The organism is Williamsoniiplasma lucivorax ATCC 49196 (assembly GCF_000518285.1).
GTDB classification, from domain to species: Bacteria; Bacillota_I; Bacilli_A; order Mycoplasmatales; family Mycoplasmataceae; genus Williamsoniiplasma; species Williamsoniiplasma lucivorax.
Genome location: NZ_JADH01000001.1, coordinates 134,219 through 155,838, shown reverse-complemented (window position 1 = coordinate 155,838; position 21,620 = coordinate 134,219). Strand labels below are relative to the sequence as shown.

Genomic DNA, 21,620 nt, shown 5'->3' with positions numbered 1-21,620 from the left:
ACAACAATTTGGTTTTGGAAATTTATAATTTAATTCTGGGGATTGTTGGTCAATTATTTACTATAGTTATTGTTTCACTATTTTTTATTCATATAACCGGATTTATGGTTTGAAATTGGCATATAGGTCAAACATTAAAACAAAGCAGATTTTATTAAAGGATTAAATAAAATACAAAGAATAATTATTGAAATTAATATGATTAAACACATCAATATTAAGCAATATTTAAAAATTTTGTTTGTATTATTGTTTAAAATTTTTCTTTTTTCTAGATCGCTTCTTAATTCATTTTCATTAAAGTCTGATTCTTTATCTAATTTTTTTATTTTTTTTCTTATAATTAGGTGAAAATAAGTTGTTGTTCCTATCAAATAAATAAACAAAAGGACCAAACCTATAATTAATGTAATTTGTTCAAATTTCATAAATTCTCCTATTAGTTTATTTAAAATGTGTAAGCTGTTTTTGTTTGTTTTGATCAATTAGCATTTGCAATCGATTGGCAGTATATTGAGCATCAGCCTTTGCTTTATCTAAAGCTTTATTAACAACGTAATTCAATTGGTTTTGTTTTCATTTTTCATAGTCAAATGAATTATTGTAATTATTTGAAATAAATCTATTTAATTTAGAACTAGAATTATTTTCTTTAGGAATTGATATTTCGTCAATATCTTCTAAAAGAGCATTGGCAATTGAGGGAATAACTCCTTCAAATTCATTGTCTTCATTTTTTGATAAAATATTTCTAAAATAAAAATCATGTCTTTTGAATTTTAAATATTCAATAGGATTTGATAAATCAAATTTAGCATCTCAAATTAATTCGTCATTTGATAATTTTGTTCTTTTTTTGATTTCTTCAAAAGTTAAACCTTTCAACTCATCTATAACATTGCTTGATTTTGAATAACCATTTCAAAACAATTCTAATTCTAATTCACTATTTTTTTCACAAGCTCGTAAAAACATAGCATATTTTTCTTGAGTTTCAGGATTATTTTTTAAATAAAAATCAGATATATTATATAAGTCAGTTCGAAGTTTACTACTAATTTTTTTGTTCCCAAAAGAAACTTCTGGATTGTTAAGTTTTACCTGTTTCAAAATTTTTAATCTCTTAAATAATTTTTTATCAATTGCAGGTAATGAATGAATCAAATCTTGTAAAATCTCTTTGTTATTGTGGTGTGTTGTTTTAAATGAATTTCTCAAATCATCTCTTGATTGGAATATATCATCATAATTTACATGTTGGTTTTGAATATCAAAAGCAATAGAATTTTCAAAATTACGTAAGCTATCTTTATTTAACATATACTCTTTTCTGTATTCTGCTTGTTGAGTTTGCTTGTTATATTTTGTTGGATATTTTTCAAAAAAAGCAAAATGAAAATGTGTATTGTCAGTATTTTTGTGAAAAGAAAACACCGTTTCTAAATTTTTATGATTAAACCCATTTAATGCCATAAATTCCTTTAGGTTTTTACTGATAATTTTTTGGAAATCTTCACCTGAATGGATTTGATGTTCATCCATAAATTCCTTAGAAAACGAAAGGACACCAGATCATACTAATTGTTCATCTTTAATTTTATTAAATGATTTTTCTTTAGCATACAATTGTTTTTTGGTCAATTCACCATTTAAATCAAAAACCCCTGTGTGAAATTCTTTTGTTGAAGTTATTTGATTTAATGTTGAATAATAATCTTTATAAGCCGTTGCTTTTAGTGTTTCGCATTGTTCTTTAGAAATTGAGTTAGATTGTTCTAATAATTCATGATGTAAAAAAAGCTCTTGATATTTTTTATTTGCTTCTTTTTTGGCTTTACCTAATAAAATAATTTCTTCATTAGTAAAACTGATTCCTTGTGTGGCTTCTTCACGAGCAATATATTTTAAATATTTACCTGATTGATACCATCTTGCTTTAGTGCTTGGTTTGGGGATTAAATTTGAAACAGAACGAATATCTAATAACACAGGTGTTTCTTGATTTTGTTGCATATTATAATAACTCTCTTTCATAGATCTCAAAAATTGAATCTGTTTCATAAAAATAACTGGATCAACAATTTCTAATATAATCAAATTCTCAATTAAGAGATTTATTAAATATATTTTTGAGTGTTTGTAGATCGTAACTTACCTCAAAGATAATTGGATTTATATTTCTTTCTATCAATATATAGATTTTGCGTTCTCACAAAAAGAATTTTTTCAGTGTTGTTGGAAAACATATGGTTTCATCCTTTTTATTTTTCAACATTGAAGTTTCATTAGTTAAACTCTCCATTTTCTAATCTTTGCTTGATTTCTCGGGCTTGTTCTTTTGTTAATTTAATTTCATTTAAATTGGCGTCCCTTAAATCTGCATGTGTTAAATCTGCTCTTCTTAAATCTGCATATCATAAATCTGCATATCATAAATCTGCGTTTCTTAAATCAGCTTTATATAAACTTGCTTCACTTAAATTTGCTCCCATTAAATTTGCTCTTGATAAATTTGCTTCTTTTAAATTTGTTTCTGATAAATCTAAACGATTATTTTCTAAATATTGTTTAATTTCTTGATCGCTAACTTCTAATCCTGTTAGTTTTTTAATTAAATTTTTCATTTTTTTATCTCCTTTTAATAATTATTTATTGGCCAATCTTTTTAAAGCACTAACCATTCCTGGATCATTTAAAATTGTTTTTTTTGCATCTTCAAGAGAATCCATCATATCTTTATATGTTAATATTCTTGGTTGTTTCATCTCTGTAATTAAATCAATAATTGAATTTTCTAAATATTCATAACTTAACCACAAGTTTTTACCAAAAATGCTTTTTTTAATTTCATTGCAATTTGGCAATTCTTTTATCAAACGTTTTGCTTCAAAAACTAATTTATCTGCTTCTTCTAACTTTTTTAATAAAATATTTTGTTGGTCTTGGTTCATTTTTTATTTATCTCCTATTTAACTTTCATTTTTTATTTTTTGTAATTCAACTTTCAGAAGTTAATGATTTATGGTTATTTAATGTTCAAAACAGTGAATTAAAGCACTTCTCACATTCTGAATGAATTTTATAATGATGGTCTTCATTTGTTGAAATCTCCACTTTATTGTATTTTGGTGAATCACAATTGCATTTTCAAAACAAATTTTCCATTGTTGTTGGGAAACATATATTTTCATGTTTTTTAATTTTTCAAAATTTTTTCATTTTTATTCCTTTCTATAAATAACACTTATTACATAATATCCTGTCATTTTTTTCGTGCTCGTTCTCACATTCACCTAAATCACAATATTCGCCAATTTCTAACTCACAAAGTGTATAAGTTTGAGTTAAACAATCTTCACAAAAGTTATCAACACACTTATCACAAGTGTATAAAATGCCTTCTGCTAAACAATTGTCGCAAGATAGCACGTTGCTTTTAAAATCTTGATTAACTTTTAAATCTGTGTGTCTTAAATCTGCTTTACTTAAATTTGCTTGAAGTAAATTCACTCCCCTTAAATCTGCACATTTTAAATTTACATCTCTTAAATCTAAACGATTCTTTTTTAAATATTCTTTTAGTTTTTGATCGCTAACTCCAACACCTGTTAGTGCTTTAATTAATTTTTTCATACTACTCCATCTCCAATTCGTTGTCTGAATTAGCTTCTAATTCAAACTCTCCATTTTCTAATCTTTGCTTGATTTCTCGGGCTTGTTCTTTTGTTATAATTTCTACTAAATTGTTTTTGTCTTTCATTGTTTTATCCTTTTTCAAAATAATTTCTTTTGAAGAGTCCAGCTTCATTAATCACATTGATTCATCTTGTTTTTTTATCAAAATGGCACCTTAACCAAATTGAATCTTTTCTTAGTTTGCATTCTTTAAAAAGACAATTAACAAACAAACAGCTAGAAAATGTTGAATCAAAAACAACTTGTTCAAATTTACAATTAATAAATTTAATTTGGTTCATTTTTATTTGCTTTTCAAAACAAATTGATTTAAAAAATCTGTCTTCAATATTTACGTTTTGATGAAAATTATTTTCATTAGATTTAACATCTTTTTTTGGTTTCAGTTTTGTTTTATTCATATTTTTATTTATCCCTTTTTTAGTCATAACCACATATTCAATAGTCTTGTTTTTCGTCACATTTACACAAACAAGCATTTGGCTCGTCATCTGTTTCTCCACAAACAGAGTAGTCTATTCACTCATCATTTTCTCGTTTATAGTGGCAGATACACTTTTTGTATTCATATCAACTAGCGCCTACTCTTTCAAAACAAGCGATACACCACTCTGCATTTCAACAAATAGCACAATCTCCTACTCATTTTCTTTTCTCACAAAGTCCGCAAACACCATTGTGGCCACCATTAAAAAATTTTGTTCTATTTATAATTACTCCTTAATCTCATAATTTGTTATGATCAATTCTTTGCCTATCTTTATTGGACAGTTTTTAGTATTTGAGCTTGTATATTTTCAAGCAGCTTCATAGATATTAAATTCTTTAAACATTTCCCTTACTTCAGGGCAATCATTTAATGAAATACAAAACTTGGCTCCATAATTATTAATTTCTCTTATTCAACCTTTAAACTTTTTTCATTGTTTTTGAGACATTGAATATTCATATAAATTTTTAATTTCAAAATATGGTGGGTCTATGTAATAAAAGGTGTTTTTCATTCAAGTTTTTGAATTATATTTCCCAAAAAACATTGAACCTTGTGCTGGATTGTTTTCAAAATGAACAAGAGGTAAAGTTGATCAATATTTTTTATTTAATAATTTAGAAGTCTCTAATACTCTTTCGAACTTATTATGGTTTCAGTTTTGCTCTAATCTTTGTTGAGTCCATGTTCCTTTTACACTTCCATTAAAAGTTAGATTGTTTTTTAATAAGAACAATAATCAATGATTTGGTGTTTCTCTTTCAATCTCAGCATAAATGGATTTAATTTCATCTAAGGTTTTGACTTTGGGGTGGAAGATTAATTTTAAGATTGGTTTATACATTTCCAAAAAATTTTTATCTGACATAATTCCTTTTCAAAAATTAATTAAATCTGTATTGATATCATTAAAAGTATAATCCCTAAATAAATCTTCTCTTAAAGCATTTAATCCAATACTGCCCCCTCCAAAAAATGGTTCTATATATCTCATTCTTTCAGTGTTTTTTGGAAAATAACTTTTAATTAAATTTCACTGCTTTGCTTTGCCGCCAGGTCAAGTTAAGGGGCTTATAAATTTATTCATTATATGCTGCTTTCAATTGACTTAAAATATTTTCATTTTCGTTAGTTGTTCCATATTTTTGAAAACGTTCTAAAGTTTCGTTATAAGCATTTGGATATACTTCATATGCCAAATATTTAACATTATCTTTCCAAATTTCATTATCTTCAATAATATCTCTTAAGTCATATCCATAATGTTCTAAAACCCATTCTCTATTTCCATCATTAGTTTTTTCCATTAAATTTTCTTCTTTATTAAAATCTTTAATTTTAATATTTTTATCTAAATCTAATTTTTTATCTCAATTGTTAGTGGTTACTCCAAATGGCATATCACAAATAATTGCATCTACCTTAATATTTTTATCAATTAATTCTTGCATAACTTCATAACAAGATCCTTGATAAATTTGATGATCTTCATTTCCTAAATTTTTTAAATTCATAACTTTAATTATTCCGATCTATTTTTTTAATTTTAATAACACTTCTTTGTTGTTTTTAAACTTTGGCAAGGATAGTAAGACTTGAACTCACAACACTCGGTTTTGAAGACCGATGTTCTACCAATTGAACTATATCCTTATTTAGTTTGTTTTATCTATTCTTTTTAGGAGGACGAGTGTTTTGCCGAAACGCAGTTTGCCCTTATCTGGACAAACTGTTTATCTACTTTTCAGTGTGGACTGAGAATTGCGTCAACAGCATCACCAAGTTTAAGACTCAAAGCCCCTTGTCTCCTAATTAACTAGCTTTAATTAATTAGGATTTGGTGTTGCACAAACTTCTTCCTAGATTTCTAATCTACTACCCCCAATTTGCTGAATTGGATGTGAACTGCTCGCAAAACAGAACTGCCTTCTTTTAAAGCTAAGAAATAACTACAGCTTACGTATTTGCTGCAACCGAGATCATTTTCTTGCTGGTTTTCACCAACACATAACCCGACCTTAGGCGATCCTAAATTTTGTTAGGATCATAGACTTCCCTAATTTTTAATAAAAAACAATTCATAAATAAAAAGCTACAAAGTGAATTATTTAAAAATTGTTTTCAGATTAAAAGCCATGAAAGCTATTAAAGAAAAGACAATAACTAGTTGTCAAAATTTTTACCAATAAAAAAAGTAGTTTTTTAACTACCTTTCTTAAATTTCATGATTTTCTTATTCACCCTAATAATTATAACATTATGTTTAATTTTGGCACTTTTTTGTGCATTGTTGACGTGAATTTATAGTTGAAGAAAAAAACTAATCTACAAAATTTTTAGGGAACAAATAAACTTTCAAAAGTTTCCTTTGTTTCTAAGAAATGAAGAATTTAAATTATTAATATTTAATGTTTTCTGTATTTGGATAATCCTGATGCTTAATTTCTTAGTGGTCTTTTTGGTTATAAAATGGTTAGATTTTCAAGATAAGGAAAATGTCCAATTTTTGTGAATAATTGTTTTAGAACCTACCATTAATATTTCACTGATTTTAGGAATTTATTGGAAAGCAAAAATGTCTATGAAAAACCAAACTTCATATGCAAATAATGATCCTGAATTAAAAAATAAATGAGATCAAGAAAATTTTTTTATCAAAATAGATAAAAATCTAATCAAGGAAATAAATTTGATTCAATCAACTATATTAATAAGATATTTTCAAAAACGATTAAAAGTAAAATTAAAAAAATATGAACAAAAGAATGCTAAAATGCAAAATTTACACAAACCAGATAAACAAATTGAATCATTTCTTTGTTATTTAAGAATTTATGCAGTATTTATTAATTTTATGGGATGAAATTCAATTAATACAATTTATATTAACCAAAAAGAAGTTAATATAGACCAAATGAAACAAGCTATAATTGAAAATTTTTTCTACTTTAAAAACTATAATAGTGAGAAAAAAATAATCTAATTTGTATGCATATTCAACAGTTTTATTGTTGAGTGCATATCCAAAATAAAAAGGAGAAAACTATGTATTGATGAATTTTTACAACTGTATTCGTGCTCGGATGCCTTCTTTGTACAATGTTCGGAACATATGCTTCATATGTTTATAAACAGGTAAAGAAAGTGTTGATTTATGATATTTTCAAGAAAGAAATTAATTTTTCTTCTTTTCCATTATGTTTTAAACGTGGAAAAAATCAAGTTTTAATGATTAATTTGTTTTTTACATTAATAATGCTTGGTTATTATATATGAACTAGCTATGAAACTTTAACATGATCTGTCTTAACTGGTGGTGATCTTGCTTTGTATTTTTCTATAAGTTCTATATTTTTAGTGATACATTTTGTTTTGGTTATAGGATGTATTTTATGAACCAATAAAATAGTTTGAACTAAACATACATTATATTCTAAACATGATACTAGAGTGATAAATTGAGCTTCTCAAGAAAATTTCAGTTTTGATATCAGTCAAAACCAATTTTCTGAAATTGATACCACAGGACAAGGTTGAAAAATAAATTTATTTAAAAACATTTTTCAACCACAAATAAACTCATGTAATAAAAAGATTCAAAAGTTAACAAACACAACCCCACCAAATAAGGAAATAAAACTTTTACATAAATACTTAAGAATATATGGATTATTTATTTGAAGAATGGAAAGAGAATTTTCAATTACAGTTTTAATAAATCAAGTTCCAGCAGACATTAATGAATTAAAAAAAGTTGCCATACAAAATTTCTTTTATTTTAAAAATTTAAACCAAACAAAAGAATAAGTTTTTAATGTAAAAAATCTTTAGGTTTTTGCCTAAAGATTTTTATATACTTAAATTTTTGATTTCCATATTTATTTTTAATGAATGCAATAATTAATTTTACTTGTAAGAAATATTTCGAGATCATTTACTATCTGGCAATGCTTATTGCATATTCAAAGTAGTATTAAAATTTAATTTTTGGTATTTTTGGAACATAAAAATACTTATAGGAATAAAACTAATTATCCCAACTATACTTCAAAATGATCATAGGTTTTCTAAAATCAAATAGTGTAAAAATGGATTTTGATTATTAGTTAATTGGAAATTGTTCATAAGTAATGAACAAACCCCAATATTAATGGCACATTGAATAATGATTAGTAATGCAAGCATTAAAACTAAAATTAAAACTCAAGTTGACACTAAGATGGTTTTACTCAAATTATTTTGGTATCAAAGAATTTGACCCGTAAAAAGCAAACCAGTAAGAGAGTAGTAAATAAATATACAAGAAATGAATAAAATTAATAAAGTTAAAAGCCCGATTTGATTTAATGATTTAATTTCTAAGACTTTTTCATCCTTTTTAAATAAATATATTTTTTGTTCTAAATCCAATGTTTTGTAAAGCAATAAATTAATTGCCAATAAAATTAAATATCATGGTCATGTATAAAATGCAGTTATATTAATCAAAATCATGATTTTGATTAATTTTCGACAAGAATCTAAATCATCTCGATTTTTCAAAAAAACTGAACAACAAATAATATTAAGAACACTTAAAATCAAAATGGATTGTGTAACGATTCCTAATAAAATGACAAAATAAGTTTCATAAATAATTTTGCCTGGTTTTTTAATTGATAAATTTAGAATGGAAAGAATCAAACTATTAAAAAATACACAAAGTAAAAAAATAATGATTGATAAAATTAAAAAAGTAATAATTCAAAAAAGAGAATTTTGATAGAATTTTGTTTGCTTCACCATAAGATTAAAACTCCAATATGTTTTCTGGTATAAACCAACTTTATTTTACTTAAAAACTCTCGATTTTAAAAAGATTTTCATGATTTTTTGCATTTTTTGCATATTTTTTTATTATTTGTTTTAAAAAATCTAAAATTAGATTGGGGAAAACCCACAAAGGAGAAATTATAATATGCAAACAGCATTAATTTTATTAGGTTCTATTTCAATTTCGACAACACCTGTAATTAATTTTACTGCAGCCAATACTATAAAAAATGGTGTTGCCGAGGAAAGTACCACACAAAGAAATAATTTTAATTCTTTTTTAACATTAACCTCAAAAGACATTAAAGAATTAGACAAAATTCAAAATACATCATTTTTTAAAAATCTTATATTTATAAAGGAAAATAATTCATACAAATTTGATTCAAATTTTATTCAAAAAAACAATTTTTCCAATAAAATAAAAAAATTTTTAAGCGAAATTTTAATAGACACAAATATGTATTCATTAATTCGCAGTCACACTTCTTTTTATAGAAATTTAATTGTCGCTGATGGAAATATTATTTTTGAATCACCAAGAATTTGATATGAGTGAATAGGCGGTGTTTGAAGATTGCATTTGAGTGCGTATTATAGTCAAGGAATAGTAGATGGTACACTTTTACTTTCAGACTTAGCAGGAATCATTAGTGAAAATGTATCTAGCAATCCTTGATTATCTGCTATTGCAAATATCGGAAAACTAGCTGCCGATATAATTGCACTATTGGCTTCAAATTTAATGGATACGCAACACGGAACCAGAATACGTTTTTTGTTTTGAATTATGCCTACAAGTGTAGATACTTCTGACTATAATTGATAAAATATTTATTAAATAATATACAAAATATTAATAACAATTAAATAGAATAAAATGAACAAAAGCAATTTTGTTCATTTTATTCTATGAAACTTTCTTAGTCGTTAGTACATGCATCATTTCTCTGAAATGAACTTTGCAATAATATAACGATACTTTCTTATATGTTGGTTCTTCTGTGACTCATTTATTTTCAGATGCATTAACATCTAAAATATCTTCTTTAATTTGAGCACTAGCTTGGTTATTACAATTTTCTTTGATACAAACCATAAATTTCTCCTTAAACTTTTTTAAACTAATAAACTATAATAAGTTTACCATTCCATCAAAAATTAATTGTTCATTTCAAATTCATTTTTCTTTTTGAATACCAGTTTCCATTAAATTGGCATTCCCACCAGTAATAATAATGTCGTATTCCCCACTAATTTTAATTTGAGAAACTAAGCCTTTAATCATTTCGAAATGCCCGTTAATTGCTCCAATGCTAATCGCTGTTTTGGTATCAAAACCAACCATTTCTTCACTTCATTTGAAGTCGCCTTTACCAAGTAAAGAAGCAGATTTAATTAATCATTTCAAACTAATTCTAATCCCCGGAGCAATAATGCTTCCATCAAATTTAAAATCTTTAACTTTCATAATTGTTGTTGTTGTACCAACACTAATTACAATGGCATTCGGTTTTTTTAAAGCATGGAGATTTGCAATAAAATCTGATCCTAATTCTGTAATGTGTCTGACCCCTAATTTATCCAAATCAAGTTTTTCTGCTTTTTTAATATCTAAAGCATCAATGTTTAAATTTTCAATAAATTCTGTAAATTCTGGAACGACACTTGTGAATAAAATTTGATCATAAATAATCTCTTTTGCTCACTTTGCATCTTTTCAATCGTTTGAATATGTAAAACAACGATATTTCTTTCTAATTTTTTTATCTTTAGAGTCATAAACTCTAAAATCAATAGTTGTATTGCCTGCGTCAATCAATAGTGTCTTCATTTTATCACCAATTTCTATAAATATATTTTACTTGCTATTGTATTCAAAATGATAAAAAAATAAAATTAAACCAATGGAGAACAAAAAATGCAAAAAATAAAAGAAATAACAGCGGATATCAAAAGTGTCAATTTGATTGCGCGAATTGAAAAGGTCGCTACTTTAACTGGGGCTAGTGGACAAAATTATATGATTGTTCATTTAGTTGATAGTACTGGAAGAATGGAAGCGAGAAAATGAACTGTTAATGAAGCTGATAAACAAAATATTCAGCCCAACAACTTTATTGAGTTAATTGATGCTGCAACTTCTGAATATCGTGGACAATTACAAGTTAAAATCAATAGTTATCAGATTTTAGATAAAGATGAATTAATTAAAAAAAATATTGATATTAAAGAATTTGTGGTTGTTGCCCCAATTGATGTCGAAAAAGATTTTATCGAATTAATGAATATTTTAAATGCTTTAGAAAATGAAGTTTACAAAAACATTACGATGGCTTTAATTAAAAAATATGAAAATAGTTTTAAATATTATCCAGCAGCAATGACAATTCATCATAATGTGGAATCTGGTTTATTCTGACATAGTTACACTTTGGTTAAAAATGCTTTAGCAATTAAACCACTTTATAAATATGCAAATGTTGATTGAGAACTTTTAATTTGTGGTTCGATTTTGCATGATATTGGAAAAATATCAGAATTAACTGATGAAAATGGCAGCGATTATTCTTTAGAAGGAAAATTGCTTGGACATATCTCGATAGGGAATGCTGAAATTGCTCAAATTGCCGAACAATTGGATTACACTAATTCAGCAAAAGGTGTGACAAATAAATTTGTCACATTACTACAACACATGGTGTTAGCTAGTCATGGCAAAAATGAATTTGGTTCTCCAACTGAACCAGTAATCATTGAAGCTATTATCTTATCAACTTTTGATAATTTAGATGCTCGAATTTACCGAGTAAATGAAGAAGTCAACAAAGTTGATTTGGATAGCTGGACTGGTCGCTTACCAAGTGAAGATGGAAAAATGTTTTTAAAACACAAAAAGTAAACTCAAAAATAAAAATGAACTCTTCATTTAAGATTGGATATTTTCTCTAAAACGATGGTTATATAATAAGAATAATACTTTTAAAATGCCATTAAGGTTATTCACTAAAGAGTTATTTTTAAAATGCATTAAACTTAAACAAGAACCAATTAAGCCCAACATTGCATTAATTGATGAAGCTGATGCCGGGAGATTCTTGATGATTCTAAAACAAAAACAACTAATCCAAATGGTTAACTCTAGAACCTTTATCTAAAATAAAATGAAAAACAACTTTGCTTTGTTTTTCATTTTATTTGATTATTTATTCAGGTTTTCCTAAAAGTTTAAACATGTTTTTTTTGTAAACTTCCACTCCGGGTTGGTTAAAGGGGTTGACTTCTAATAAGTAAGCACTCATAGCGACTGCTAATTCAAATCAGTAAACTAAATATCCAAACATTTCTTCATTCATTTTTTCAAATTCTAAAACGATATTTGGCATTTTTCCAACATTGACATGTGCATCTAAAACACCTTCGATCGCGATCGAATTAATTTCGTGTAATGTTTTGGTAGTTAAGTAATTTAGCTCATCAAAGTTATCTTTATCTTTTGGTACTTTGACATCAGCTAGTGGTTTAGCGACACGAATCACTGTTTCAAACATCACTTTTCTTGTACCTTCTTGCACTCATTGTCCTAATGAGTGCAAGTCTGTTGAAAAGATCATTGAAGTTGGAAATAATGATTTACCATTTTTTCCTTCTGATTCACCAAATAATTGTTTTCATCATTCAGTTAATAATTGCATTTGTAGTTCATAAGAAACTAATGCTTCCATTTTATAACCATGTTTAGTGTTTAAGATGTAACGTGCAGCAGCATATTGATATGCTGAGTTAGATAGATCATGTTGTTTAGCTAATTTTTTCATCGCTTTTTTAGCACCATCTAAAATTTTATCAGTGTTCACCCCAGCGACCATTAAAGGGAAAATTCCCACAGGAGTTAAAACTGAGAAACGTCCTCCAATATCATCAGGAATAACAAATGTTTGATATCCTTTTTGGTCAGCTAAAGTTTTTAATGCCCCTTTTGCTTTATCAGTGACAGCCACAATTAATTCTTTTGCTGCTTCTAAACCAAATTGTTGGATTAATTGGTTCTCTAAAAGACGAAAAGCAATTCCTGGTTCTGTTGTTGTTCCAGATTTAGAAACAACAACAATCCCAAATTTTTTATTTTTTAAATACTTAGTTAGTTGGTCAGTATAAGTCGAACTCATGGTGTGTCCGGCATAAATCACTTCGACCTTGTCAGTGTGGTTTAAACCACGTAGCATTTCATCAGCAGCTCTGGTTCCTAAATATGAACCTCCAATTCCGATCACGATTAGTGTATCAATCTTAGCACGTAGTTGCTTAGCAACTTTTTTCATCGCATTGAATTCTTTGGTATCATAATTTTTTGGTCAATCTAATCAACCTAAAAAGTCGGCACCCTCACCAGTTTTGTTGCGAATCATTGCATCTATTTTTTGAATATCACCATCTTTAATCTCTTTTGCTAGATCAACACTAGCATATTCTAAATTTACTTTAATCATATTTTATCTCCATCTCTTTTTTATTTTATGCTTGCTTATTTTACTTTGCAAACTAATCAAGCTCATCTTCATTTAATCTTCAGTAAGTGACTTCTAAATCATTTTGTAATTCTTCTTGGTCTTCAAAGGGGATGTGTACTTGTTTCTCGGTAATCACAAAGTTTAATTTAATATCTGTTTCATCAGCATCAATAATTTTATTTGTGAATTGACTTGATTGAGAAATCCCAATTTTGTAGTTATTAAAAGCATTGTCTTTAATTCAACGGTCATAATATCCCCCGCCCATACCAATGCGGTTTAAATTTTTATCAAAGACAACTAAGGGCATAAATAAAGCTTCTAAATCATTGACATTTTTTAAATCCGCTTTGTCATCTAGTGGTTCTAAAATATCTCATTTGTCATTTTTGACAATATCTGAACTCAAATTTTTAATTTGTTTAAATTGCATTTTGTTTGTTTTAATTTGTGCTTTAGGGACATAAACTTCAATTTCATTAGTTAAACAAAATTTCACAATTTCTTTAGTATCAACTTCTTTTTTAGCACCTAAATAAATTCCGATTTTTTTTAAATGATATTTTTTAATAAATCAAATCACTTTTCTGGTTAAATTTTTGTTAGCAAAATCAACAAAATCATCAGATAACATATTACGGATTTGCAAATAACTTTCACGTAGTTGGGTTTTATTATTTTTCATTTTTCTCTCCTTTAATGATTGTTCATAAGCCATTACTAAATAAAGTGGCACATTTTTTTCTGGCACGTTGTTTGTAGATGTTTTTCAAAACAATCAACTCACCTAAAATCTTGGTGTCAATTTCTTGGTCATGATTAATTAAATGATCATATGCTTCTAAAAGCAATGTTGCTTTTTTAAAATCTTGACCAACAAGCATTTCACATAAAATGTCAGCACTGGCAGTTGAAATGGCACATCCACTACCATTAAATTTTAGCTCTTTAATTAAATGACCATCAGTTTTAATTAATAAATTAAGTTGATCAGAACATGTGTCTAACCTTAAATTAATTTCAGCATAAGTTTGGTTTTCGTTTTTAAAAAAATGCTTTGGTTTTGAATAACGTTCGACAATGATTTGGCGCATTTCTTGTTCAGTGTATGTTTTCATTACGTCACCTCATTAAAATAAATATCTAAAAATTCATCTTGTTTTGTTAAAGCTTTTAACAAAATATCAATATCTGCTTTAGTGGTATAAATCCCAAAACTCGCACGTAGGGAGTTTTGAGCATAAACTTTACCAGTTAATCTTGCACAATGCTCACCCATTCTTACGGCAATATGATGTTTAGCATCTAAATAATTGGCCACATCTTGACCATTTCACCCCTTAACGTTAAAAGTTAAAATTGGTGCTAAATTATTTAAATTATAAAAATCAATTTGTGCTTCTAAGCCTAATTTTTTGATTTGGGCAACAGCATATTGTTTTAGTTCAGTTTCATATTGATGAATTTGCTCCATGCCAATCTTACTCATTCAAGTAATTGCTTCACCAAAACCTTGAATAGCTGGTGGATTTTGTGTCCCTGCTTCAAATTTAAAAGGAACGTCGGCTAATTGATATGTTTGGTAATCATCAGTGATGTTTTTACTCATTCCGCCACCATAAACTAAAGGTGGCATTTGTTGGAGTCAGGCCATTTTTCCTCATAAAACCCCAACCCCAAACGGCCCATAAATTTTATGAGCCGAAAAAGCTAAGAAATCAATGTCTCATGTTTGGAGATTAATTGGGCAATGAGCAATTGATTGGGCGGCATCAATTGCAATAATAATCTTGGCATTAATTTGTTTAATTTTTTCGGCAATCAATTGCACATCATTTAAATAACCAATGGTGTTTGTTGCATGTGCAAAAGCCACTATTTTAGTTTTATCGGTGATCACTTTATCTAATTGATAAGGATCAACTCCCATTGTTAATGAATCTAAGATTAAGTTTTTAATAATTGCCCCAGTTTCTTTGGCAACAACCATTCAAGGTAAAAGGTTGGCTGTATGCTCTAAATCAGTAATTAAAATTTCATCCCCAGGTTGTAATAAATGTTTTAAACCATAAGCGATTTGGTTAATTGACATGGTAGTCCCACTAGTTAAAACAATTTCATTGGCATTAGTAACACCAATGAAATTGGCAATAGTTTTTCTCGTTTTTTCGATCATTTCTGTGGCAATAATTGCATTTTCAAAAGCATCAGTATGGGGGTTAGCTCCATTTTTAATTAAAAATTCAACTTCAGCATCAATCACATTTTGCGGTTTTAAAGTTGTTGAAGCACTATCTAAATAAATTAAATCAGAGTTATTTTTTAAAACGGGAAATAAATTTTTGTCAAACATTTTCAAGACCACTTTCTCAACAAATTATATATTTTTTAGTAGTTATAAAGCAAGAATTTGTTTATAATTATTTATATTGAAATTTTTTTGGAGGAAATATGAAAAAATTATTGTCGATATTGAGTGGAGTGAGCATGGTAGCAACAACAGCTTTAACAGTTGTTGCTTGTTCAGGTTCAACAGAAGAAGACACGACAGGCTCAACATTTATTGATGGAGATGGTGACCTAAAAATCACAGCAGAAAGCTTATTAAACTGAGTTAGAGAGAATTCAATTGGGGTAAATAATATTGCCAAAATGAAAGAGTTCTTTCAATTTTTTGCAGTTGGTCTTTTAAGTGATCCAAGTTTTTTAGCAAACATTGAACCAACAACAAGTGCACATCAATATGCTTTAGAAGGAATGCAAGCTAAATTGCAAGAACTTTGAGGAACTCCTGGTAGTGGTGATTCTAGTTCTGTGAATGGAAAAGTGCAAAATGCTTGAATAGCTAAAGAAAAAAAATATAAAGATGACCATGGTGAAAAGAAATATAAAGAAACACTCCAAAAAGACTTACACAAACAATTTCCTTGAGTAAAAAATAATTACGATGACTTAGCTAAAGCTTGAAAAAATAATGAAATTTTAACCAATACAGAATATGGTGCATATGCTATGCTGACTAACACACTTTTAGTCAATAGTTCTAAAAGTGTTAATACAAATTTAGTAAATGAAACAAATATTGGTACAGCATTAACCGCATTTAAAACAGCATTTGGCGGTATTCAAGTTAAAGATTTGTCTGCTAGTTTAACAAGCGCAACACTTGACCAAAAAAATATTATTTTAAATTTAATTAATATGACTGGTGGAACTGCAATAATTGCTCCAAAAACTAGTGGAAGCAGAACTCAAACACCAACAACTCAATCTTGATCTTTAAATAACATCAAATTTGCAAATAAAGACACAGAAATTACTTCGCCAATGGCCGAAGATTTAATTAATAGGCTTTTTAAAGAACCAAAATCAACTCAGAAAGTTGAAGAGATTAATTTTAATCAAGGACGTGGAACTGGTGTTGAACAACACTGAACTTTTAAATCAAGCAAAACACCATTTTTAACTGAAAATTCTTCATATTTTGATTTGATTTCTGAATACCCTAATTTAGATGAAGAACAAATCAAAACTAATGATGATTCTTATGTTTATGGTTTATTAACTAATTCGCAAAGATTTTTAATGGACGAATATTTTAAAAAGGAAAAACCGGTTTCAGTTAGTGAAGTTGTTTTTAAATCAACTAAAGGTGAATCAGACAAAAACATTACTGGATCTAATTTTTTGAATGCGACAACAATTGATCCTAAAAACTGACAACAATATTATGGATTAATTAACTTTTTAGAAAACTATGTCATAGAAGGTTTAAATAAAAACGATGATAAAATACCTGGCTCAAGTTTATATAAATTTGATGCAATTTTTGCTAATTCAGACTCAGGAAAAAAAGACAAAATTTGAACTAATAAAGCAAAAACCTCAGAAGCTGCTAAGGGATATCTTCCCGAAACATGAGATTCAAACAATTTTGAACTTAAAGCACCAAATACATTAATTAGTATGAATAATCCTGGAGCATCAAGCATTCAAAAATATGCAGTGTATGACTTTATTGGGAGTGGAACTAAAGCACATGCTGATTTAGATGCAACAGGAGATTTTAAAGACTTACCAGGTAAATATGAATTTACTGATCCAGTAGTAACAAGTAGTTTAGAAACCGCAATAGGAAACATTAATGATCCAACTTTAAATAATGAAGTTAAACAAAGTTTGTTTAAAACCCTAAACTTAATTAAATCCCTTGATCGTCGTGATCCAAGTAAAGATCCGTCACCTAAACGAACTTCAGGTGGTGAAAGAGCTGGAGACCCAGCAACAACCAAACCGGTTTATCAAGTTTTAAATGCAAAGCAAGGAATTATTGCTTTTGTTGATAAAGATGGTTTACATATTACTAAAATCAATGGATTCGAATTAATCAACAAAGATTTAATCAAAGAACAAACATCATTCTTTTTTAATAATAATAAAGAAAAATATTTGCAGGAAGTTTCTCAACTTAAGCAATTACTTGAACTAAACGATGCCAAAGATGCTAAAGGATTAAGACGTTTTGTTTTTCAAGATTATAGTGATGCCATTTGACCAAAACCAGGAGAAGGGCAACAATCTAGAACTGAAGAATCTGGAAACGGTCAAACGCCAACAAAACCTGATGATTTTGTTGAACAAATTATCGATCTACAAGATATTAAAGCAGCTAAAGATATTGGTGTTGGTTATTCTTCAATCAATTCTGCAATCACTAATCCTTATGAAAAATTTTTAGTAAATAACTCAATCTTAAATGGAACTGGTGACACCACCAAATCTTTTTATGGTTTTGATATTTTTGCTGAAATGAAAAAAGAAATGACTGAGAATGATAAAGATGCTAATAAGTTGAGCAAAAATAACATTTGATTATGAAACTACATTAAAGCTATTACTGGTATTGAACACAATAACAAATTAATGGATAAAATGTTTAAGTTTGATGCAACTAATAAAGAGAGTCAAAGAGTTAAAAAAAGAATTACAGATTTACTTGTGACATTAGATGATGCTTCAATGAATAATCCACGAAATGCATATTTCGATGGTAAAACTAAGTGAGACCAAGATATTGATGACACTGTTAATGCAATGAAAGATCCTGTTGAAAAAGGACGAGCACCAATTTCTAAATTGCCTATTCCAAAAGCTGATAAAGATTATTGGTATCAGGTTGCTTTTTCAGAGGCATTTGAGCCATTCAAATCACAACCAAAAACTGCAATGGCCTTGGTTTTTGACATTGATTCTAAATACATGCCAAAAGAGCATGATGGGGGGGCGATATAATGAAAAAGATATTAGCAATCCTATCTACAATAGGTTTAATTTCAACAACTAGTTTAACTGTTGTTGCATGTACAGGGAACACCCAAGTTAAACGTTTTGATACTCCAACTTTAGAAGAAAAACTTAGAGATTTAATTATGTGAGAATTAGCAAAAGACAAAAATTTTGCAATTACTAACGGAAAAGAATTTAACAGTATTGATTTTAAAGATGCAGTTCTAAAAATGGTGCAAGAAACCACTTCTAAACTAGCTAATAATTATTTTAATGAACAAAATTCAAGAGACTTAAAAGCTCAACCAAAATCTAAAGAAGAATCATTTGCAGAAACTAAGGACCGTTTAAGTAAAATTTCACAAAATGAGTTTTATATTCAATATACAACTAGATTATTGGATAAAAACAATCCAGTTTCTTTAGATAGTGAAATAGCATCATCAGAATCAAGTTTATTCTTGTTAAATCCTCAAAATTTATTAGAAACAGAAAAAGAAATAGATCCTTATCATTATTTTATTTATATTCAAAGCAGACCAGGGGAAGATTGAAAACGTTGAAACTATAATGGTGAAAACCAAAACACAACTGAATACATTCCAACTATTCAAGATCTTGAAGAGGGAAGATTTGTTATTAGAAATAAAGGCACAGATGAAAAAATTACTAATGCTTCACTTGACAAACTTCATAGAATTTATATTGATGCAGATGGGCAAAGACAAGGACCAGATGATGGAATTTATTCAAAAGATGAAGGAAAATCTGTTTTTGAAATGAATGGTAAAACCGCTTTAGAATATAGATTTCAAGAATACTTTAATGCAACAATTAAAAGTAAGGCATTTCAAAATCTATTAACTTCAACTTTCTTATCAAGTGATACATTTATTAGAAGATTTGGGGCACCCAAAACTCTTGATAATAAAGTGACAACAATTGAAAAAGATTTATACTATAAATCATCATCAAATCTCTTAAAATATCTCCAATCATGAAATAAAGATGAAGGATACAAATCAAATCTAAAAATGATTTGAACAGCAACATATAATGAACAAGAAGATCTTAATAATGTAAGAAAAACACTTCGTAAGGATAATATTATTGATGATGGAACTGGGGTCTTGATAAACTCTAATCGTCAAACACTGAAAGCGTTATATAATGGTGTTATTTCAAAAGATGAAAAAAACGTCACTAACATCGGAACTGATCCATTCTTCGGTTTAAAAGGATTTAATGGTTTTGTTGAAAATGATGGCGACTCAATTAAATCTGTTGATGGTAATTTTCAAGTTGATGATAGTACAAAAGCGGTTATAGCAAAAACTAATGCACCAGCCATTTTAACAAATTCTGGTCAAGGATTTACTTCTAAACAAATTGGTAAATATGATATTGTCATTGTCTTACCAATTTATGCAATTGATTTATTAAGTGATAAAGATAGTGCATTTGATTATGGACAATCAACAACTTTCTATAAAACAGCTGGTGTTGCTGAACTTTGATCTTCTTTAGAAGATGCTAATGAAAACAAGGCCGAAATTTCAGACACTAAAAAAACTTGAATTACTAACAATCATGCTAATAATTTACAAAATATTTTATTGATTGATCAAAATGATGCTTCATTTACAATTGATGCATTTAATACAAAATACGGTACCCAATACGAACCTAAACAGATTTGGGATTTACCAGCTATAGCACCTTTAAAAGGGTTCCAAGCTAACATCAAAAACACACTAGGAACAACTTATGGAAACGTGGCTTTAGGACAAGATAAAGTTTTATTAGCAGAAGATTTCAAAGGTGTAAAACCAATTGAAAAAGATGGCTTCGTATTTACTGTTGAAGATAGTAATCTATATGTTAAAACACCAAAAGAAACATCAACTTTAAAATATGGTGATGTTAAAGACTTTGGTTCAATAAAATTATCATTTGATAAAGGTTCAACAGGAAATGTTTATACCAAAGATGAAATTAGTAACTATGGAAGAACTGTTTCTTACAAAATTAATTTAGGTTCTGGTTCAGACCATCCAAATGACATGGTGAAAGATGGAGGGTTTGATTTCTATTCAAATAATGTAACTAGTTTAGATGTGACAAACTTAAATAAAACTAAAAAAGCCGAATTACTAGCACAAGTTGAATATATTACATCGAAAAAAGATGGTATGTCTAAAAATGCTGAAGCTGCGATTTATCCACTCTTCTTAACTAATGATAAAATCTTATATAAACCTTTATATGAAGCATTAAAAGAATACTTAGAAGATAAATCAGGAGGGACATCAGACTAATGAAAGATTGTTTATTTTGTCAAATTATTGCTCGCGATATTCCAGCACATGTGATTTATGAAGATGAACATGCGATTGCTTTTCTAGACATCTTCCCAAATAGTGAAGGACACACCTTAGTCATTCCTAAAGAACATTCAGAAGATTTTAGTTCTACAACATTAGAAAACATTGCTTATGTGAATGTTGCTAAAAAAGCTGTGATTAAATTATTAAGTGATAAATTACAACCAAAAGGCTTTAATTTCATTTCTAATAATGGAGCAGAGGCATTTCAAGTTGTGTTCCATTATCATGAACACATTATTCCTAAATATGTCAAAAGTGAAGGTTATATTCCAAGTAAAAATAAAGTGGAACACCGCACAAATGAACAAGTTTATGAATTACTAACTAAATAAAAGAAAATTGAACCAAAAAGTTTTAACTTTTATAGGTTCAATTTTCTTTTAGTTTTTCTGAAATTTGCTTAATTTGGTAATGTTATAATTGAAATGTAATTAACTT

24 protein-coding genes and 1 tRNA gene are annotated in these 21,620 nt (G+C 27.8%); 8 read left to right on the top strand and 17 right to left on the bottom strand.

Going from position 1 to position 21,620, the window contains the following annotated elements; all coding sequences use genetic code 4:
- Nucleotides 1-134: 134 nt before the first annotated feature.
- The 10 genes from P695_RS0100745 to P695_RS0100695 all read right to left on the bottom strand — a co-directional run bounded on the left by P695_RS0100745 (nt 135) and on the right by P695_RS0100695 (nt 5,839).
- Complete coding sequence (locus P695_RS0100745; protein ID WP_028126418.1) at nt 135-428, bottom strand: hypothetical protein; 294 nt, start codon at nt 426-428, stop codon at nt 135-137.
- Nucleotides 429-444: 16 nt separating this feature from the next.
- Entirely contained in the window at nt 445-2,034 is a 1,590-nt protein-coding gene (locus P695_RS0100740; protein WP_146063658.1) for a relaxase MobL, read from the bottom strand.
- A gap of 251 nt (nt 2,035-2,285) precedes the next feature.
- On the bottom strand, nt 2,286-2,624 hold the full coding sequence (locus tag P695_RS05795) for a pentapeptide repeat-containing protein (protein ID WP_051437268.1): 339 nt from the start codon (nt 2,622-2,624) through the stop codon (nt 2,286-2,288).
- Nucleotides 2,625-2,645: 21 nt separating this feature from the next.
- Nucleotides 2,646-2,951 (bottom strand): hypothetical protein, encoded by a 306-nt coding sequence (locus P695_RS0100730; protein ID WP_028126416.1) that lies wholly within the window; start codon nt 2,949-2,951, stop codon nt 2,646-2,648.
- 280 nt (nt 2,952-3,231) lie between these two features.
- Nucleotides 3,232-3,633: a pentapeptide repeat-containing protein gene (locus tag P695_RS0100720; protein WP_028126414.1), complete on the bottom strand. Its 402-nt coding sequence runs from the start codon at nt 3,631-3,633 to the stop codon at nt 3,232-3,234.
- A gap of 1 nt (nt 3,634) precedes the next feature.
- Nucleotides 3,635-3,760 (bottom strand): hypothetical protein, encoded by a 126-nt coding sequence (locus P695_RS06375; protein ID WP_275667555.1) that lies wholly within the window; start codon nt 3,758-3,760, stop codon nt 3,635-3,637.
- A gap of 4 nt (nt 3,761-3,764) precedes the next feature.
- Nucleotides 3,765-4,187: a hypothetical protein gene (locus tag P695_RS0100710; RefSeq protein ID WP_028126413.1), complete on the bottom strand. Its 423-nt coding sequence runs from the start codon at nt 4,185-4,187 to the stop codon at nt 3,765-3,767.
- Between the two features lie 222 nt (nt 4,188-4,409).
- On the bottom strand, nt 4,410-5,273 hold the full coding sequence (locus tag P695_RS0100705; RefSeq protein ID WP_028126412.1) for a DNA adenine methylase: 864 nt from the start codon (nt 5,271-5,273) through the stop codon (nt 4,410-4,412).
- Entirely contained in the window at nt 5,266-5,700 is a 435-nt protein-coding gene (locus P695_RS0100700; RefSeq protein WP_028126411.1) for a hypothetical protein, read from the bottom strand. The genes P695_RS0100705 and P695_RS0100700 overlap by 8 nt, the downstream gene beginning before the upstream one ends.
- A 63-nt stretch (nt 5,701-5,763) precedes the next feature.
- Nucleotides 5,764-5,839: transfer RNA gene (locus P695_RS0100695), tRNA-Trp, on the bottom strand.
- Between the two features lie 922 nt (nt 5,840-6,761).
- On the opposite strand from P695_RS0100695, the gene P695_RS0100690 reads away from it, so the two are divergent.
- Nucleotides 6,762-7,169, top strand: coding sequence for a hypothetical protein (locus tag P695_RS0100690; RefSeq protein WP_169728730.1), 408 nt, complete (start codon nt 6,762-6,764; stop codon nt 7,167-7,169).
- Nucleotides 7,170-7,285: 116 nt separating this feature from the next.
- Complete coding sequence (locus P695_RS0100685) at nt 7,286-7,993, top strand: hypothetical protein (RefSeq protein ID WP_146063660.1); 708 nt, start codon at nt 7,286-7,288, stop codon at nt 7,991-7,993.
- 144 nt (nt 7,994-8,137) lie between these two features.
- On the opposite strand, the gene P695_RS0100680 is transcribed toward P695_RS0100685, so the two are convergent.
- Nucleotides 8,138-8,728 (bottom strand): hypothetical protein, encoded by a 591-nt coding sequence (locus P695_RS0100680; RefSeq protein WP_146063661.1) that lies wholly within the window; start codon nt 8,726-8,728, stop codon nt 8,138-8,140.
- Nucleotides 8,729-9,143: 415 nt separating this feature from the next.
- Between P695_RS0100680 and P695_RS0100675 the strand changes: the two genes are divergently transcribed.
- Nucleotides 9,144-9,827, top strand: a complete 684-nt coding sequence (locus tag P695_RS0100675; RefSeq protein ID WP_028126407.1) for a hypothetical protein — start codon at nt 9,144-9,146, stop codon at nt 9,825-9,827.
- A gap of 81 nt (nt 9,828-9,908) precedes the next feature.
- Here the strand turns inward: P695_RS0100675 and P695_RS0100670 are convergent, their stop codons facing one another.
- Nucleotides 9,909-10,097 carry a hypothetical protein gene (locus tag P695_RS0100670; RefSeq protein ID WP_028126406.1) on the bottom strand — a complete coding sequence of 63 codons (189 nt, stop codon included), beginning with the start codon at nt 10,095-10,097 and terminating at the stop codon, nt 9,909-9,911.
- 33 nt (nt 10,098-10,130) lie between these two features.
- On the bottom strand, nt 10,131-10,832 hold the full coding sequence (locus P695_RS0100665) for a type III pantothenate kinase (RefSeq protein WP_028126405.1): 702 nt from the start codon (nt 10,830-10,832) through the stop codon (nt 10,131-10,133).
- A gap of 87 nt (nt 10,833-10,919) precedes the next feature.
- Between P695_RS0100665 and P695_RS0100660 the strand changes: the two genes are divergently transcribed.
- On the top strand, nt 10,920-11,900 hold the full coding sequence (locus tag P695_RS0100660) for a 3'-5' exoribonuclease YhaM family protein (RefSeq protein WP_028126404.1): 981 nt from the start codon (nt 10,920-10,922) through the stop codon (nt 11,898-11,900).
- An 85-nt stretch (nt 11,901-11,985) separates the two neighbouring features.
- The gene (locus P695_RS06030; protein ID WP_156922727.1) at nt 11,986-12,156 is read left to right on the top strand and encodes a hypothetical protein; all 171 of its coding nucleotides are present in this window, start codon (nt 11,986-11,988) and stop codon (nt 12,154-12,156) included.
- A gap of 48 nt (nt 12,157-12,204) precedes the next feature.
- Here P695_RS06030 and P695_RS0100650 read toward each other — a convergent pair whose 3' ends face one another.
- The 4 genes from P695_RS0100650 to P695_RS0100635 are packed head-to-tail and all read right to left on the bottom strand — an operon-like array spanning nt 12,205 to nt 15,862.
- Complete coding sequence (locus P695_RS0100650; protein WP_028126403.1) at nt 12,205-13,488, bottom strand: glucose-6-phosphate isomerase; 1,284 nt, start codon at nt 13,486-13,488, stop codon at nt 12,205-12,207.
- A gap of 52 nt (nt 13,489-13,540) precedes the next feature.
- The gene (locus tag P695_RS05195) at nt 13,541-14,194 is read right to left on the bottom strand and encodes a 5-formyltetrahydrofolate cyclo-ligase (RefSeq protein WP_051437266.1); all 654 of its coding nucleotides are present in this window, start codon (nt 14,192-14,194) and stop codon (nt 13,541-13,543) included.
- A complete protein-coding gene (sufU, locus tag P695_RS0100640; RefSeq protein ID WP_028126402.1) occupies nt 14,184-14,627 on the bottom strand; it encodes a Fe-S cluster assembly sulfur transfer protein SufU in 444 nt (147 codons plus the stop codon). Before sufU ends, P695_RS05195 begins: the two co-directional genes overlap by 11 nt.
- On the bottom strand, nt 14,627-15,862 hold the full coding sequence (locus tag P695_RS0100635; protein ID WP_028126401.1) for an aminotransferase class V-fold PLP-dependent enzyme: 1,236 nt from the start codon (nt 15,860-15,862) through the stop codon (nt 14,627-14,629). The genes sufU and P695_RS0100635 overlap by 1 nt, the downstream gene beginning before the upstream one ends.
- Nucleotides 15,863-15,960: 98 nt before the next feature.
- Between P695_RS0100635 and P695_RS0100630 the strand changes: the two genes are divergently transcribed.
- Genes P695_RS0100630 through P695_RS0100620 form a run of 3 tightly spaced genes read left to right on the top strand, consistent with a single transcriptional unit; the run spans nt 15,961 to nt 21,514 of the window.
- Nucleotides 15,961-18,801: a lipoprotein gene (locus tag P695_RS0100630; protein WP_028126400.1), complete on the top strand. Its 2,841-nt coding sequence runs from the start codon at nt 15,961-15,963 to the stop codon at nt 18,799-18,801.
- Entirely contained in the window at nt 18,801-21,113 is a 2,313-nt protein-coding gene (locus P695_RS0100625; protein ID WP_028126399.1) for a lipoprotein, read from the top strand. The genes P695_RS0100630 and P695_RS0100625 overlap by 1 nt, the downstream gene beginning before the upstream one ends.
- Nucleotides 21,113-21,514 (top strand): HIT family protein, encoded by a 402-nt coding sequence (locus P695_RS0100620; RefSeq protein WP_028126398.1) that lies wholly within the window; start codon nt 21,113-21,115, stop codon nt 21,512-21,514. The genes P695_RS0100625 and P695_RS0100620 overlap by 1 nt, the downstream gene beginning before the upstream one ends.
- The last annotated feature ends 106 nt before the right edge of the window (nt 21,515-21,620 follow it).